This is a genomic window from uncultured Acidaminococcus sp. (assembly GCA_900538365.1).
Taxonomy (GTDB): Bacteria; Bacillota; Negativicutes; order Acidaminococcales; family Acidaminococcaceae; genus Acidaminococcus.
Genome location: UPXT01000001.1, coordinates 78,598 through 93,348, shown reverse-complemented (window position 1 = coordinate 93,348; position 14,751 = coordinate 78,598). Strand labels below are relative to the sequence as shown.

Sequence of the window (14,751 nt, the reverse complement as noted above, 5' to 3'; positions counted from 1 at the left end):
TGGCCTTGCAATGAGGGCAGATGTGTTCTTGAGGCGGCAGCTGAATCGCTAAAACCAAGGCTGATTCCGTTTCCTTTAAATTTTGAATCCAGTCCTCTTTAATTCCTGTTAATTTTTCGATATAATCTAGGGAAGGCATATGTATTCAACTCACTTTCTTTATTGTTTAGTCACTTTAATTGTAAAGGATTTGAGTGCATATGCCTATTTTTTTATTGAAAAAAGTAGGCGCTGAGAGGACACGAATCTGGACGGTCACTTTAGCGCCCCAAAATAAATTATAGAACCTTTCTATTGCCTAAAAGTTATTTAGCCGCAGCCAGCGCTTTTTCCACGGCTTCGTAGATGACTTCATACGTATCGCCGGGATGGGCCTCGTAACTCTTATTATGATCCACGAAAAGGGTCGGGACATAGTAATACGCACCGGCATAAGGTTTTACTTTGTCGGCTTCACTTGTTTCATCGACAAGTTCCACAGGAATATCCTGGTAGACTGTCTCTTTCTGAAGGGCTGCCAGTGCCTTTTTGGCATTGGCACAGTAGGGACAGCCCGGCATAACAATCATCGTTACTTTTTTCATGGAAACTCCTCCTTTTACCAGGCGGCGACAGTGCCATCCGCCCGGGGTTCTGTGGCTCCAGCAAGGGAACCGTTTTTTTGACGCATAATCATTTGACCTCGGCCAAAGCTGGTAAAGTCCTCTTTGACTGTCACTTCATGGCCGCGACGTTTCAGATCTTCAATCACAGTGGGGCCAAACCCCGGTTCGATTTCAATCTTCTTGCCGCCCATCCACTGCCAGCGCGGTGCATCAAGGGCTTCCTGTTCATCAAGGCCAAAGTCGATATAGTTCATCATGACCTGGAGATGACCCTGGGGCTGCATATAGCCGCCCATGACTCCGAAGGGGCCAAGGGGTTCTCCCTGTTTCATGAGGAAACCAGGAATAATGGTATGGTAAGGCTTTTTACCCGGTACGAGGACATTTGCCGTCTTTTCGTCAAGACGGAAGGAACTAGCCCGATCATTAAGGGAAATGCCATACCCAGGAATGACGATTCCGCTGCCAAAACCACGGAAGTTGCTCTGAATGAAGGACGCCATATTGCCTTCTCCATCGGCAGCGCAAAGATAGACCGTACCGCCGCAGTCCGGATCGATAGGACGCGGCATTTCAGCGTCTTCCATAAGACCTTGGGAGCGACGGTCAGCATAGGCATCGCTTAAAAGATCGTTCACGTCTACTTTCATATGACAGGGATCGGTAATATATTCCATGCCATCCACAAATGCACGCTTCATGGCTTCAATGGCGTAATGGACGCTCCGCGGCTCCGTCCGGTCCTTGATGGGAAGGCGGCTGGCAAGGGCTAGGGCCATGAGGGCCACAATGCCGTGACCATTGGGCGGGATTTCACAGATTTCGTATCCGTGGTAGGAACGGGACACAGGCGTCACCCATTCTGCCTCATATTGGGCCAAGTCCTCTGCACGCAGATAACCGCCCGTTTTTTGGGAAAAGTCGTCAATGGCACGGGCAATCTCACCACGGTAATAGCTTTCGCAGTGGCTTTCAGCAAGAAGGCGTAGGGTCTTTGCATGATCTGGAAGGCGGACCAAGTCGCCAGGCCCAGGGGACCCGTTCTGGAAGAAAGTTTCAAATAGCGGAGCAAAGGCTTCTTCCTGTTGGAAGGGCGCAAACGTTTGGGCGCTCCGGTTCCAGAGAAGACTCGTCACAGGCTGGACAGGATACCCGTCTTCGGCGTAGGACAGCGCCGGTTCAAAGAGACTTTGAAAGGGCAGCTGCCCAAAACGGCGATGCAGGACGGCCCAAGCTGAAACGGCTCCTGGGACGGTCACGGAAGCCCAGCCCCGTTCCGGCATGGCGGCATAGCCTTTTTTGCGCATGGCCTCAAGTGTCAGGGCCCGAGGCGCCCAGCCGCTGCCATTGAGGCCGAATAGCTGATGATCCTTTTCGCTCCAATAAAGAGCAAAAGCATCACTGCCCAGGCCATTGCTGGTTGGTTCAAGAACGGTCATGGCAATTGCTGTGGCGATAATGGCATCGGCAGCGTTCCCGCCTTTTTTCAGCATGGCAAGGCCCGCCTGCGCTGCAAGGGTCTGGCTGGTAGCCACCATGCCGCGTCTGCCATAGGTCACACTGCGGCGCGAAGGATAAGGATGCCTAATTTGCGAAAAGTCCATGAAAGGACCTCCTTTACGTATCGTCAACTACCGCCACTTATAGAAGTAGCGGCTTGTAAGTCGGAATTGCATAGGTGCTAACGATACATAAGTATCTTCCTAAATCCGCCTACATTATCGGGTGGCTGACAGCACCCGCTTTGCCAAGGAGTTTACTCCGAGGCAGTTGTTATTCGTTCGTAGTGGGGATTATTGTCCCCAGAAATCCACATAGTTCCGAGAAGCTGGATATTCATAGCTCCAATTCGGTCGTCGTTTGATTTATAACCACATTGGCAACTGTATAAATGTTTTTTGTGATCTCGATTTTCTTTATGGATAGTTCCACATTTGGGACAACGCTGGGATGTGTATCTTGCTGATACTTTTAAAACTTCAGATCGGTTTTCGTGAGCTTTGTAGGTTAAAAATTGTTCTAATTGGTAAAATGCCCAACTTCGTAGATCATAGTTCTGTTTAGTTGTTTTAGAAAGATTTCTCTCTTCAAAACTAACGCCAGCTAAATCTTCCAGAACAAAAAGCGTATCTTTGCCGTATTTCTGCACGAGTGTCTTAGAAATCTGATGATTTACATCGGACATCCAACGGTTCTCTCGTCCAGAAATAGCTTTGAGTTTACGCTTTGCAGATTTCGTCCCTTTCGACTGAAGTTGTTTTCTTAGCTCTTGAAATTTATGACGTTTAGTGGCAATCTTTTTACCAGAAACAAATTCTGTCTTGCCTTGCTCGTCATAACTGACCGTAAGAAAACGAAGTCCACGGTCAATACCAACAACATGGCGGACGTTTTCTTTCTGAAAATCTTCCACAGTTTCTGTAACAGGGATATGGAGATACCACCAGCCTTTAAGCTTTACAAGTTTTGCTGTCCCGAGTTTATAAGAACCGTTAAGATATTCAGTAAAATGCTTGCTTTCAAATGGGCATTTGGTTCTCCGATCAAGGGTATTAATAGACAGTGTTTGTCCATCGTTTACAAAACTGTAGTCTCGATTACGAACAAGGTCAGCTTGTGGACGGCTGAAAAATATAGGCTTCCAGAGCCATTCCAGGGTTTTGGGAATACGTTGCCAATCGTTATTCTCATCCTTGTATCTATAAGGATTTTGGAAAAGCTGCTGTTTAACGGTCTTGTATTTAGCAATAGTTGTCTTAATGGAAGATTGTGCCAACTGTGATTTTAGCCCGAATAAATGTCGGAGGTTGCTATAAAGTTCTTTATTGAGGTTTTGATATGCTAGATCAAATTGATGATCAAAGATATATTGAGATACGAAGTTGCAAGCTAAGCGGTATTGTTCAGTCATTTGACGAAACAATATTTCCTGTTCAGGAGTAACGTATATACGAAGTTTTATCGTTTTGGTTAGGTTGGACATTTTTTTCACCTGCCTTTCTAAAATAGATATTACTTCATCAAGAAAATTATATTATAGATTTTGCTGAAATTCTAGCTATTTAGAAAGCGAGGTGAAGCGGGCTTCCTCCCCGACCTAAGAGGTCGGAGTATCCAGCCCGCATTTAGATGAAGCAAGTCCATGGAATCTGACAGCATATTCATATTGCTCATTATAACATGAAAGGACATGGAAAACACAGCATTCTCATCAAGATTCATTTTTTTCGACTTCCTTGACCACAGATGGTTAAAAAATTCTGGAAATGTCCATGCTTTCAAAGAATTCAATTGTCAAATATATTACATAATTTTCCTTTATATCTGGAAATCCCCTTTTTGTCATTGTGTCTGCCTAGGCCCTTTGCTATAATAAAAAACAAGGAAGTACCTTAGTTTTTTCTTATGCTTCCCGTGGAGCAAACTTGAACGGAGGGGTCCTCATGTATTTACGGAGATTATCTCAACCTGCTAAGGAAGTCTTTATTGAAATTGCCAAATATTTGTGCAACGCTGATGGAATTGTCGATAAACGGGAAGAAAAACTGCTGGCAGCCTATGGCGAGGAACTGCAGATGAGCATTTCCCCCGACTTGCCGAAAAAATCTCTGGAAGCCCTGGCAATGGACCTCAATGCCGCAACGGACCGCATCCAAAAACGCATTGTCGTCTTTGAACTGATGGGGCTTGCCCTTGTGGATGGGACCTATGCCGATGAGGAAAAGGCCTTTTTCAAGCTCCTTGGTAAAAAACTCGACCTGCGCCCCACCTTCACGGAACGGTGCGAAGCCTCCATTCGGGAGTATATGGCCGTGCAGAAAAAGATTGATGAAGTCATTTTTGGATAAGAAAAAAACACTCCTGCAAGGGCGGGGGTGTTTTTTTAGAAAAAAACAATGAGGGAAAAGCTGGGAAGCCGGCTCCAAACCGTTTCCTTCGGACGGGGGCGCCGAATAGGCCCTTTACTTCAGACTTAGCATCACCACTGTCCCTACAATGCATATAACGCCCAAATAATCTGGCAGGGCAAGGAAGGTTCCTAAAAAAGCGACAGAAAACAAGACGGAACAAAGAGGTTCACTGCAGCTGATGAGGGAGGCCTTGACTGGGCCGATGACCTTGAGTCCGCCAAAGTACATGAGAAAAGGCACAACCGTCCCAAAGACAATGATATAGCCCATGGCCCCCATGCTAATAAAAGTCCAGTTTTCTACGCCGGAATGAAAGGGGCTGCATAAAGGCAGAAGAACGAGTCCTGAAAGGAGCTGCCCCCACCCCATCAGATAAGGACTGCTGTATTCTTTAAGGATATGTGCCGGTGCCACCGTGTAAAGGGTCATGGCGATGGCCGATAAGATCGCCCAAAAAAGAGCAGCCGGCGAAATGACAAGGTTGGTCGGACTGCCATGGGTGGAGACAAGAAAGACGCCCAAGAGGGCCGTAAAGATTCCCACCACCTCCTTTTTTTCCACAGGCCGATGCTGCATCAGCACTTGCTGGAGCACGACAAAAACCGGCGCTGTATAGATAAGGACCGTTGCTGTAGGAGCGTTTGACAGCTTGATGGCGTAATAAAAACCATACTGGGAGCCTAATAGGCCCAAAGTAAAAAAGAGCATTTCCCAAAAGGTCTGCCGCTTCGCCCTGAAAATGGCAAAAAGCGGTTCCTTTCCCCTTTGGATAATCACCATCATATAGATGAGACCGGCAAGAATCTGCCTCACGGCAATCAGCCAGGTCGAATCAATCTGCGTGTGTTCAAAAAGATACTGGCCGCACACGCCAGAGATGCCCCACATGCCTGTCGATAAAAGGACAATGAGGGTTCCCATGGTTTGGGTCATTTTAGCTTTCTCCTATTTTGCCCTTAGGCGCATCGTCGATCACTTCCGCCGGCCTTGCCGTTTCTGCCGAAAGGCCACGGCAAAAATCCTTGACTTCATCCATACGGAGCACGCCGTAGGCAAATCCTTTCTTTATAAGTTCCTCGGGCAAATATTCGTCATATTTATCAAATAAAGGGACCTCATTCGGATACACCAGGTCCATTGGATTGCTCAGCTTTTCCCCCTCTTCCCGCAGGACAGCATAAAAAGCAGCTGCATCCGCTTCCATGGTAAACTGCATGAAAAAGGGCCGAAAGGATTCCAAATTCTTTAGGCCAAGCTTTTCTCCGCATTTCAGACGCAGGAAACGTTCCATAGCAAGAAAGCCATAGGTGCCAAGCCAGGGAATAAAGCACCACATCTTGCCGCCCAAAAAGATCAGGTTTTCATCAGCAGCGCCGCTCTGGGTTGCTGTATAGCGCGCCTGCGTCAGACGGCTGACGGCATTTTTCATAAGATAAGGATAGATGGTGTCTTCCCGCAGGACCTGGCGCATCCGTTTCAGGACCTTGGTATGAAGGTCACCGGGGCATTCGCCAAAGTAGGCAGGCACTTTGCCCTTTACCATTTCGCAGTAGATCAGATGTCGTTTGCGGTCCACCTCAAGGACACGCCAGACGTGGCCGGCAAGGGCAATCTTTTCACCCGGCGGCGGTGGTGCGACAACGGTACCCAGTTCCTGGGATTCGCTGCGAACCGTGTATTCCTCGCTTTCCTGAAAAACGCCATAGAACTTAAAGGAATTGATGACCCGCTCCCCGGCAAGGCCAACAATGAGGCCGCCTTTTTCCGTAAGCTGGATGTGGTCCGTTGTGATGAGATGATGCAGGAGAACGCGGTAATCATCAGGAGTAATGCGGTGAAAATAATGCAGTGTCAACACGCGGGACGCAAGGGCAGCAGGACTCATCTCCCCACAGGAAGCAAGGACACTCATGGTCTGGTGATAAAGAAGGCTGAAAGGCAGTCGGTCAAGCCGCGGCGGTTCCACCCAGCGCTCTTCCAGGTACAGCTGAATCAAAGCACAGGCCTGAAGAAGCTTCCAGGGGATGGTCGCTGGCAGCATGGCCCGGATTTCCGGTTCATCTTCCCGAATGACAAACCACATTTCCTGAGGCAGGGCACGCCGCCCCGTGCGTCCCATGCGCTGCAGGAAGCTCGAGACCGTCCAAGGCGCGTCGATTTGGAAGGCTCGTTCCAAGCGTCCAATGTCAATTCCTAGTTCAAGGGTCGACGTCGTGACCGTCGTAAGGGGCTTGGTCTCGTCCTTCATGAGCATTTCGGCGGTTTCCCGGTAGCTTGCGCTAAGATTGCCGTGGTGAATCAGGAACCGATCCGCCTCGTGGTTCAGGTCGCAGTATTGGCGCAGGCTCGTCGTCACGCCTTCACACTCTTCGCGGGAATTGACAAAGACAAGGCACTTTTTTCCCCGCGTATGTTCAAAGATGAAGCCAAGACCGGGATCCGCCTCACGAGGGGCCGTATCGGTCTTTTCATCGAGGGCGGGCAGGGCTTTGATATCGGTCCGTCCTTCACCGGCCTGGGCATCCTTGACATAAAAATGTTCAAGGCAAAGGCGCCAGCGGCTCCCTTTTGACTTTATACGGGGGATGATGGTGCGCCGCCCTGTGCCGAGAGACAGAAAGGCCCCCGTTCGTTCAGGGTCCCCCATTGTGGCCGACAGCCCAATGCGGCGGGGATTGACGCCGGCAAGACGGCTGACTCGTTCAATCAGGCACAAGGTCTGCCCGCCCCTATCACCGCGCAAAAGGGAATGGACCTCGTCAATGACAATAAAGCGCAAATCCCCAAAGAGCTTGGGAACAGCCATATGCTTATGGAGCAGGATGGCTTCCAGGGATTCCGGTGTCAGCTGCAGGATGCCTGATGGATGACGCATGAGTCCTGCTTTGTGGGACTGGGACACATCACCGTGCCAGTGCCAAATGGGGATATTCCCATCGGAACAAAGGTCGGTCAGGCGCTGGAATTGGTCATTGATGAGGGCTTTTAACGGGCCGATGTAGATACAGCCCACAGAACTTGGCGGATTGGCATCAAAAAGGCTCAGGATGGGGAAAAAGGCGGCTTCCGTCTTCCCTGACGCCGTCGATGCCGTAAGGAGCAGGTTATCATCGGTATGAAAGATGGCGTCCCCCGCGGCCACTTGGATGGGGCGCAGTTCATCCCAGCCATTTCGATAGATGAAATCCTGCACAAAAGGGGCATATTCATCAAAAATAGACAAAATCAGGATCCTTTCCTGTTAACAAACAGCAAGCGGGTCAAAGGGTAAATTCGGCAAACTTTGTGTCAGGGGCTTCCTCACTTTTGGCATAGGCAAACTCACCGCTCTGGAGGAAATCACCGATCCTTTTATCGGGATGCTGGTAGACAAGGTCAAGCAGCTCGATAAAATCACGGATGATTTCCCGGGGCGTAATATGCGAATCGGCCCCAACGCGGGCAAATTCCTGGCGAATGAAAGCAATGCGGTCTTCCTGGGTCACTTTATTGTCATACGCATAGAGCAAGCCGTGGATCTCGGTCAGTTTTTCCGTCAAGATGAGCAGTTCTTCCGGCGTCAGGGGCTGGAGGTAGATTACAGGCGCCAGCAGGTCTTTATAATCACCGCTGAAATGCCCTGATGCCAAGCGGGAGCGCAGTGCTTCGTAGCTATAGACGCCGCGACGCGGGTCTTCCATGCATTGAGGCGTACCGCTGAGGATGATGCCTAGATAGTGGGCCTTTCCCTGCATGGTATCGTTAAACATGGTGAGGATTTTCTCATAGTTATACTGACGAGAAATGGCATTGGGAATCTTATAGATATTGACCAGTTCATCGATTAGGATAAAAAAGCCGGCATAACCTGCCTGTTTTAGGAAATAGGCAAAGATTTTCAGGTATTCATACCAGTCATCATCAGTAATGATGATATTGACGCCGAGCTCCTTTTTGGCCTCTGTCTTTGTGTCATATTCCCCACGGAACCATTTGATGACAAGAGACTTCAGGGCATCGTCACCGTTGCGGTAGGCTTCGTAGTAAAGACTCAAGAGACGGGCAAAATCAAAGCCGTGGACCATATCCCCCAGGGAATATAGAACCTTGCGGATCTTTATTTCCACAGCGTCCATGAGGGCCCCATCCCCTATGGCAAGGCCAGTTTCTTCCATGGTCAGTTCCTGGACGCGGTCAATCCAGCGGTCGAGGATGAGCGTGAGGGCACCCCCTTCGGGCCGGGTCTTGGTCGACATGTTGCGTACAAGCTCACGGTACGTGGCAAGTCCCTGCCCATGGGTCCCTTGAAGCCGCCTCTCCGGTGACAGGTCTCCGTCCACCACGACAAAATTCTTTTCAAGGATATAGTTGCGAATGGTTTGGAGAAGGAAGCTCTTGCCGCTTCCGTAGCGCCCGACAACAAAACGGAAGGAGGCTCCGCCTTCTTCAATCACCGAAACATCGTGGAGCAACGCGTCAATCTCGTTCTTGCGCCCCACTGTGATATAAGGCAGACCAATGCGGGGCACGACACCGCCCTTTAAGGAACTAATGAGGGTCCGAGCAATTCTTTTTGGGATCTTGATCAAAGTAGGACTCCTTTCAGGTCATCAACGTAATCAGCAAGGATCACAGGTCCTCCGTCGTCAGCAAGGACCGTATCCATAAATTCATCGTAAAGTTTCTCATTGATCCGGTCAATCATGAGGGAAACCATCATGCCAGGGGGAAGCGTCTCCTCATAGGATGCATGCGTAAGCAGCGCCCTGAGAAAAGCTGCTTCCGGCTCCGCAAGGCCATAGGGAAGCGCCTTCTGGTCCGCCACGGGCGGGCATTCAGGAAGCGTTTGGGCTGCATCTTTTTCTATTTTCAAGGAGGCGAACTGCGGCCTTTGTTCAAAGACTTTTAAGGCGGCAGGCTCATGAGAGGAAGCCTCATGTTCTTCCTTTTTTAGGTCATGGAGACTTTCTTCCCGCATTTCCTCTTCGGTCATGAGCTTATCCCGCGTATGTGCGGCATCCTTACGGATTGAGCCCAATTTACTCAAATCAAAGGAAACTTCCTTTCGGGCCTTGCGTACGGCCTCTTCCTGAAACCCCGCCACAATGGCATCTACACTTTTCACCAGCCATTTAGGCGGCGTTTCAAGCGGCTGGAGGGGCGGCTCTCCCATGACCTTTCGATAATGAACCTCGGCCATGCGCAGATAGGACCCCAGTCTTCGCTTATGCTTATTATCTGCCGTGCGGTACCATAGGGTCCAGATCTCCCCATCCGTCTTTACGTACGCATACTGATCGAACCGATAAATCAGTTTTTTTCGTTCCCGCCGTTCGGGAAGAAAATACGCCGTTTCAAAAATGTCGAGCCAGCGATAGGTTTCACTGGCAAGGCACGTATCCATGAACCCCATCTGTCGATGGTCCTTGAAATAGGCCACAATCTTTTGATAGATTAGGGCAATGAAGCGTTCATAACGCAGGGGATCTTTATGATAGAGAAGGGATTTCTTAATGTTGTAATTGGAATGTCTAGAAAGGACCTCAACGGTCTCATGATGATGAAGAACAAGGTCTTCCGTTTCCAGATACGTAAGGTCCTTACCAAGGACCATGAGATTCTGAACGACGGGCGGGAGTTTTTTGGGCGTCACCCCATAATAGACCATGAAATGAAAGAGCCACTCATTGAGGCGCATAATGAGGGTCGGTTCCTTTGGCCCATAGTCGTCTCGCAGCTTTAGGAGCCGTTCGTACCCCTCCTCCGGAGATTTGACACCAATGAGATTGATCAGTTCATTGGCATAAAGGGTGTAAAAAGTGAGGTTTGATGGTTCCACCTGCCCTCTGCGAACTCGCGTACGCCAGCCAAAGTAGCCCCGCAGCTCGCGGTCACTAAGTGCTGAATAGCATGGATAATAGTGAAGGCATGGATCTTTATAGACCGTTTCATCGCTATAGTTTTCCGCGGCTTTACCCTGCAGGACAAACAGTTCGGAAGGGCTATACTTGTTGCGTGCCTGCCATTGATATTCCCGAAGCTTCTGCAGCGTCGCAGGAAGCGGTTCCTGCCGTTTCCTGCGCCCGATACTTTCCCTGTCATATTCCACATCAGGCAGATGGAGAAGCTTCCGCATCATATCAGTGGTCACAAACCCCATTGTCACCCCTCCTATTATAAACATGTATTCACTTTCATTATAGTGCAAGTTGGTGAAAAAGCAATGCTTTGTCCTTCATTTTACCAAAGAAACGGAGGTCGGTACAACTTGACTTCCAAAAATCTCGAAAGAAGGAACAAAAGACGATAAAAACAAGACCTGCAGCGCTCATTCCACGCTTACAGATCTTGTTGACTGTTCATTTCTAGGTTTTACATCCCTCTTTAACGGATATGCAAATGGCAAAAGGAAACGGCTTTATTCCCACTTGCCCCAATGGACTCGGAAAGGTCTCGCGTCAGCCAGCTGCCTTGGACGAATGGGATGGAGCGGATATCCCAGGGAAAGGATGGCCTCCACCTCAAGCCCATCCGGAAAATGGAGCAGTTCCTGCAGATCCTTACTCGACGTAAGAGGCTTTCCGTCAGGCCCTATTTTTTCAGAGACCATATGCCTCACCTGCACCCAACAGCTGCCAATTCCCAGTTCCTGGGCCTCCAGCATCATGGCAAACATAGCAAGGGATGCGTCTTCTACCCAGGCGTGGGATTCGAGCCGGCCCAGAACAACGATGGCTGCCGATGCCTGTTGGAGCATTTCCCCAAAGCGAGGCTTGCAGTGGGCCATCTGGGAAATCAGCGTCCGGTCCTCGACAACAAGAAACTCCGTACTGCGCAGATTCTTGCTGCTCGGCGTCATCAGTCCAGCGGCGGCAATCTGTTGGAGCTTATCGTGCTCAATTGGTTCTTTTGTATACTGGCGCACGCTTCGGCGGGCAGATAAAAGATCAAAAAGGTTCATGATAGCGTTCTCCTTTCGGGCAATCAATGCAACTAACATAGGATATTTTGAAGGCTGCAGGTGCACAAGCGTTGCTTGATGGGAGGGATCCCTTTAGCCAGGCAGCAACACAGCAAAGACTGAAACACCGCATCAGTCCTTATGTAAAGACTCATGCGGTGTTATTTGAATTTATGTGGAAACCGTTCGCATAGGATATTTTCAATTGGCGGAGAGGGTGGGATTCGAACCCACGGTCCCTCGCAGGATCGCCAGTTTTCAAGACTGGTGCCTTAAACCACTCGGCCACCTCTCCATAACATAAGAAGTATATCGGAATGGAACGAACTTGTCAAGATGAGGCATTTATTCACCCCCATCTAGTAACAAGCTTTGCAATATAGTATAATGGGAATGTTAAGTAGATGTTAGTGACCGACTATAGGGAAGTTGAGGAATTGTCATGGATGTTGTCGACCTGCTGATGCAGCGTTCATCCCTTGCGGATGAACAATATTTGGAACTTCTGCGCTCCCAGGACCCCTTACTGCGCAATAAGCTTTTTGCGGCCGCGCAGGAAGCGGTGAATTATTTGTTTCATCGCCGGGTCTATATGCAGGGCATTCTGGAGTTTACCAATCACTGCCCGCGAAACTGTTTTTATTGTGACCTCAGGGAAGAAAACAGGGATAAAAATAGGTTCCGCCTCAATTCAGAGGAAATCCGAGGCGCCCTGAAAGAAGGGTATGAACTCGGTCTGCGCTCGTTCATCCTGGAATCAGGAGAGGATCATTACTATACGGACATGATTATGGGCAACCTCATCTCGACACTCAAAGGAGAGTTTTCCGACTGCGCGCTGGGCCTTTCCATTGGTGAGCGAAGTCGCCGTTCGTACAGCCGGATGAAGAAATCCGGTGCCGAGAGATATCTCCTGCGTTTTGAAACGGCAGATCCCCTGCACTTTTCAAGGCTCCATCCCCCGTCAGATTCTCTATCCACCAAGATTGACTGCCTAAACGACCTTAAGCTCCTCGGCTATGAGCTTGATACCGGGTTCCTTGTCGGGGCCCCTTATGAGATGGCTGAGTACCTCGCCCGCGACCTCACCATGCTCCAGGAAATCAATCCGGATACGATCAGCCTTTCCCCTTTTGTGCCTAGGGAAGGAACGAGTTTCCGTCATCAGCTGCCATGCAGCCTGGAAACGATCCTGCGCCTTACGGCCATCCTGCGCGTGATGTTCCCGAAGGCCAATATCGCCGCCTCTCCCCTTCTTGACAGCATCCATGTCCAAGGACAAGTCATGGCGATTTACTCCGGAGCCAACGTACTTCGTGTTCCCCTCTTCCCGCCGCCTGTGCCCGGCGTCACAAGGCGCAGGGGAGGCGTTTCCCTCCTGCGCCGTCTCCAGTCCCTTTATTCGAGTCTTTCAAGCCACAACTATGAAATGGTCGTGGACCGCGGTGACTCCTTACGATTCCTGGAACACCATCCTAAAGTAACCTCTGAAGATAACTAATTGATTTTATTCTAATGCTCTCAGCCCGTCTTTGATTTTTCAAAGGCGGGCTCATTTTATAAAACAGATGTTTTATATCGCCTGTGATTTTTCTCCTCCAGCTAGCGGCTCTTTTCCTTATCCAAAAGTTCTTTTCCCTGTGTCTTCATTTTATAAGAAAACATACTTTCGCCGCAAAGATTCTGCTATAATAGACGAAGTACCCAACTTCGGCAGAAAGGAACGATGTTACGATGATTCTCATCACATGTGTCGACGATGCAGGCGGTCTGCTCTTTAATAAGCGCCGTCAAAGTCAGGACCGGATTCTTAGAAAGGAAATCCTTGCCCAAACATCTGGTCAAAAACTTTGGATGGACGCCTATACGGCAGCCCTTTTTGAAGGGGAAACGGCTTCCATTGAGGTGGCTGAAGATTTTCTTCAAAAGGCTGGTCTTGGGGAATATGCCCTTCTTGAAGACCGGGAGGCGACTCCTTATCTGGACCGGATTGAAAAAATTGTGCTCTATCACTGGAACCGCTCCTATCCAGGCGATTTTTTCTTTGATATCGATCTCACAAAGGACTGGCACTGCATCTTTACAAGGGAGTTTGCCGGTTCTTCCCATGATAAGATTACAGAAGAGGTATACGAAAAATGAAAAAAATCATGAACCTTGCGGCTTCCCTTTTACTTTCCCTTTCACTTATTGCAGCAGGCTGCGGCCAGTCCAAGGAAGCAGCATCAAAAAAGAGCGCGCCCGCGGCGGCACCTGTCAGCACCCAAAAAGCCTCGGCAGCCCAAGCCTCATTTGATCTGACAAGCATTCCGGAATTTTCCGGCAAACCTTATGTTGTCATCAATGATAATATACCGAGCTTTTCCGATAAGGACAAAGCTTCTACCAGTTCCTTTGAACACTACAGCAAACTTGACAGTCTAGGGCGCTGCGGCGTGGCCTTTGCCAACGTGAGTCGATCTACCATGCCGACAAAAAAACGCGGAGCCATTGGAAGCATCAAACCTTCGGGCTGGCAAACCATCAAGTATGATGGCATTGACGGCAAGTACCTCTACAACCGCTGTCATTTGATTGGGTATCAGTTGACAGCAGAAAACGCCAACCCGCGCAATCTGATTACGGGAACAAGATATCTTAACGTAACAGGAATGCTGCCCTTTGAAAACATGGTGGCTGACTATGTCAAAGAAACCAATCACCATGTGCTCTATCGGGTCACTCCCATCTTTAAGGATCGGGAACTTGTGGCGCGGGGCGTTCAAATGGAAGCCTACAGTGTCGAAGATAAAGGCGCTGGAGTCCAGTTCAACGTCTATGTATATAACAACCAACCAGGGATTACCATCAATTACGAAACCGGTCGGAGCAAAAAAGCATAACGCTTAAGTCGGGATAAACATCGCTTCGCTTTGCTGCAAGCTATGAGCCCACTCTTTGGAGACGATACATCTGAAGAGATGGGCTCATTTACTTTATCGCCCGCGGGCCTCAATCTCCTCAATGTACACAAGACATGGTTTTTTACTCGAAGCAAAAATCGCTCCGACTCGATATACAAGTTGCCTTCATTGCCTTTTTTTATATTCAGGAGATGACAATGAAGACATGACGCATCGCACAAGGGTGCATAGATCAATCTCATGTTAACATTGTCCGAAATATGCTTTCGTGCGTCTTTTTTGTCCATCCAGAAATCGGGCTGAATTGATGAAGTGCATGAGCCATTGCTAAAAAAGAGTGAGGTGAAACAATGGTCTCATCGCCTATCGTACAATGGAAGAAAATACGGAGG

General features: G+C 49.2%; 12 protein-coding genes and 1 tRNA gene. 4 read left to right on the top strand and 9 right to left on the bottom strand.

Annotated features, from left to right (window positions below; translation table 11 throughout):
* Positions 1 to 305: 305 nt before the first annotated feature.
* The 3 genes from QZQ08_RS00475 to QZQ08_RS00465 all read right to left on the bottom strand — a co-directional run bounded on the left by QZQ08_RS00475 (position 306) and on the right by QZQ08_RS00465 (position 3,588).
* The gene (locus QZQ08_RS00475; RefSeq protein ID WP_296326426.1) at positions 306 to 584 is read right to left on the bottom strand and encodes a glutaredoxin domain-containing protein; all 279 of its coding nucleotides are present in this window, start codon (positions 582 to 584) and stop codon (positions 306 to 308) included.
* Between the two features lie 14 nt (positions 585 to 598).
* Positions 599 to 2,209, bottom strand: a complete 1,611-nt coding sequence (locus tag QZQ08_RS00470) for a gamma-glutamyltransferase family protein (protein WP_296326423.1) — start codon at positions 2,207 to 2,209, stop codon at positions 599 to 601.
* A gap of 152 nt (positions 2,210 to 2,361) precedes the next feature.
* The gene (locus tag QZQ08_RS00465; RefSeq protein WP_296326435.1) at positions 2,362 to 3,588 is read right to left on the bottom strand and encodes a transposase; all 1,227 of its coding nucleotides are present in this window, start codon (positions 3,586 to 3,588) and stop codon (positions 2,362 to 2,364) included.
* 460 nt (positions 3,589 to 4,048) lie between these two features.
* On the opposite strand from QZQ08_RS00465, the gene QZQ08_RS00460 reads away from it, so the two are divergent.
* Entirely contained in the window at positions 4,049 to 4,453 is a 405-nt protein-coding gene (locus QZQ08_RS00460; RefSeq protein ID WP_296326420.1) for a hypothetical protein, read from the top strand.
* 114 nt (positions 4,454 to 4,567) lie between these two features.
* Here QZQ08_RS00460 and QZQ08_RS00455 read toward each other — a convergent pair whose 3' ends face one another.
* The 6 genes from QZQ08_RS00455 to QZQ08_RS00430 all read right to left on the bottom strand — a co-directional run bounded on the left by QZQ08_RS00455 (position 4,568) and on the right by QZQ08_RS00430 (position 11,751).
* On the bottom strand, positions 4,568 to 5,449 hold the full coding sequence (locus QZQ08_RS00455) for a DMT family transporter (RefSeq protein WP_296326418.1): 882 nt from the start codon (positions 5,447 to 5,449) through the stop codon (positions 4,568 to 4,570).
* A 1-nt stretch (position 5,450) separates the two neighbouring features.
* The gene (locus tag QZQ08_RS00450; protein ID WP_296326416.1) at positions 5,451 to 7,739 is read right to left on the bottom strand and encodes a DEAD/DEAH box helicase; all 2,289 of its coding nucleotides are present in this window, start codon (positions 7,737 to 7,739) and stop codon (positions 5,451 to 5,453) included.
* A 37-nt stretch (positions 7,740 to 7,776) separates the two neighbouring features.
* Positions 7,777 to 9,084 (bottom strand): ATP-binding protein, encoded by a 1,308-nt coding sequence (locus QZQ08_RS00445; protein ID WP_296326413.1) that lies wholly within the window; start codon positions 9,082 to 9,084, stop codon positions 7,777 to 7,779.
* Positions 9,081 to 10,655 (bottom strand): TerB N-terminal domain-containing protein, encoded by a 1,575-nt coding sequence (locus tag QZQ08_RS00440; RefSeq protein ID WP_296326411.1) that lies wholly within the window; start codon positions 10,653 to 10,655, stop codon positions 9,081 to 9,083. The genes QZQ08_RS00445 and QZQ08_RS00440 overlap by 4 nt, the downstream gene beginning before the upstream one ends.
* A 258-nt stretch (positions 10,656 to 10,913) precedes the next feature.
* Complete coding sequence (locus tag QZQ08_RS00435) at positions 10,914 to 11,456, bottom strand: nitroreductase family protein (RefSeq protein WP_296326406.1); 543 nt, start codon at positions 11,454 to 11,456, stop codon at positions 10,914 to 10,916.
* 206 nt (positions 11,457 to 11,662) lie between these two features.
* A tRNA-Ser gene (locus QZQ08_RS00430) sits at positions 11,663 to 11,751 on the bottom strand.
* Between the two features lie 147 nt (positions 11,752 to 11,898).
* Between QZQ08_RS00430 and hydE the strand changes: the two genes are divergently transcribed.
* The 3 genes from hydE (at position 11,899) to QZQ08_RS00415 (ending at position 14,338) form a co-directional block, all read left to right on the top strand.
* Positions 11,899 to 12,957: a [FeFe] hydrogenase H-cluster radical SAM maturase HydE gene (hydE, locus tag QZQ08_RS00425; protein ID WP_296326404.1), complete on the top strand. Its 1,059-nt coding sequence runs from the start codon at positions 11,899 to 11,901 to the stop codon at positions 12,955 to 12,957.
* Positions 12,958 to 13,190: 233 nt separating this feature from the next.
* Positions 13,191 to 13,598, top strand: a complete 408-nt coding sequence (locus tag QZQ08_RS00420) for a hypothetical protein (protein WP_296326400.1) — start codon at positions 13,191 to 13,193, stop codon at positions 13,596 to 13,598.
* The gene (locus tag QZQ08_RS00415) at positions 13,595 to 14,338 is read left to right on the top strand and encodes a DNA/RNA non-specific endonuclease (protein ID WP_296326397.1); all 744 of its coding nucleotides are present in this window, start codon (positions 13,595 to 13,597) and stop codon (positions 14,336 to 14,338) included. Before QZQ08_RS00420 ends, QZQ08_RS00415 begins: the two co-directional genes overlap by 4 nt.
* The last annotated feature ends 413 nt before the right edge of the window (positions 14,339 to 14,751 follow it).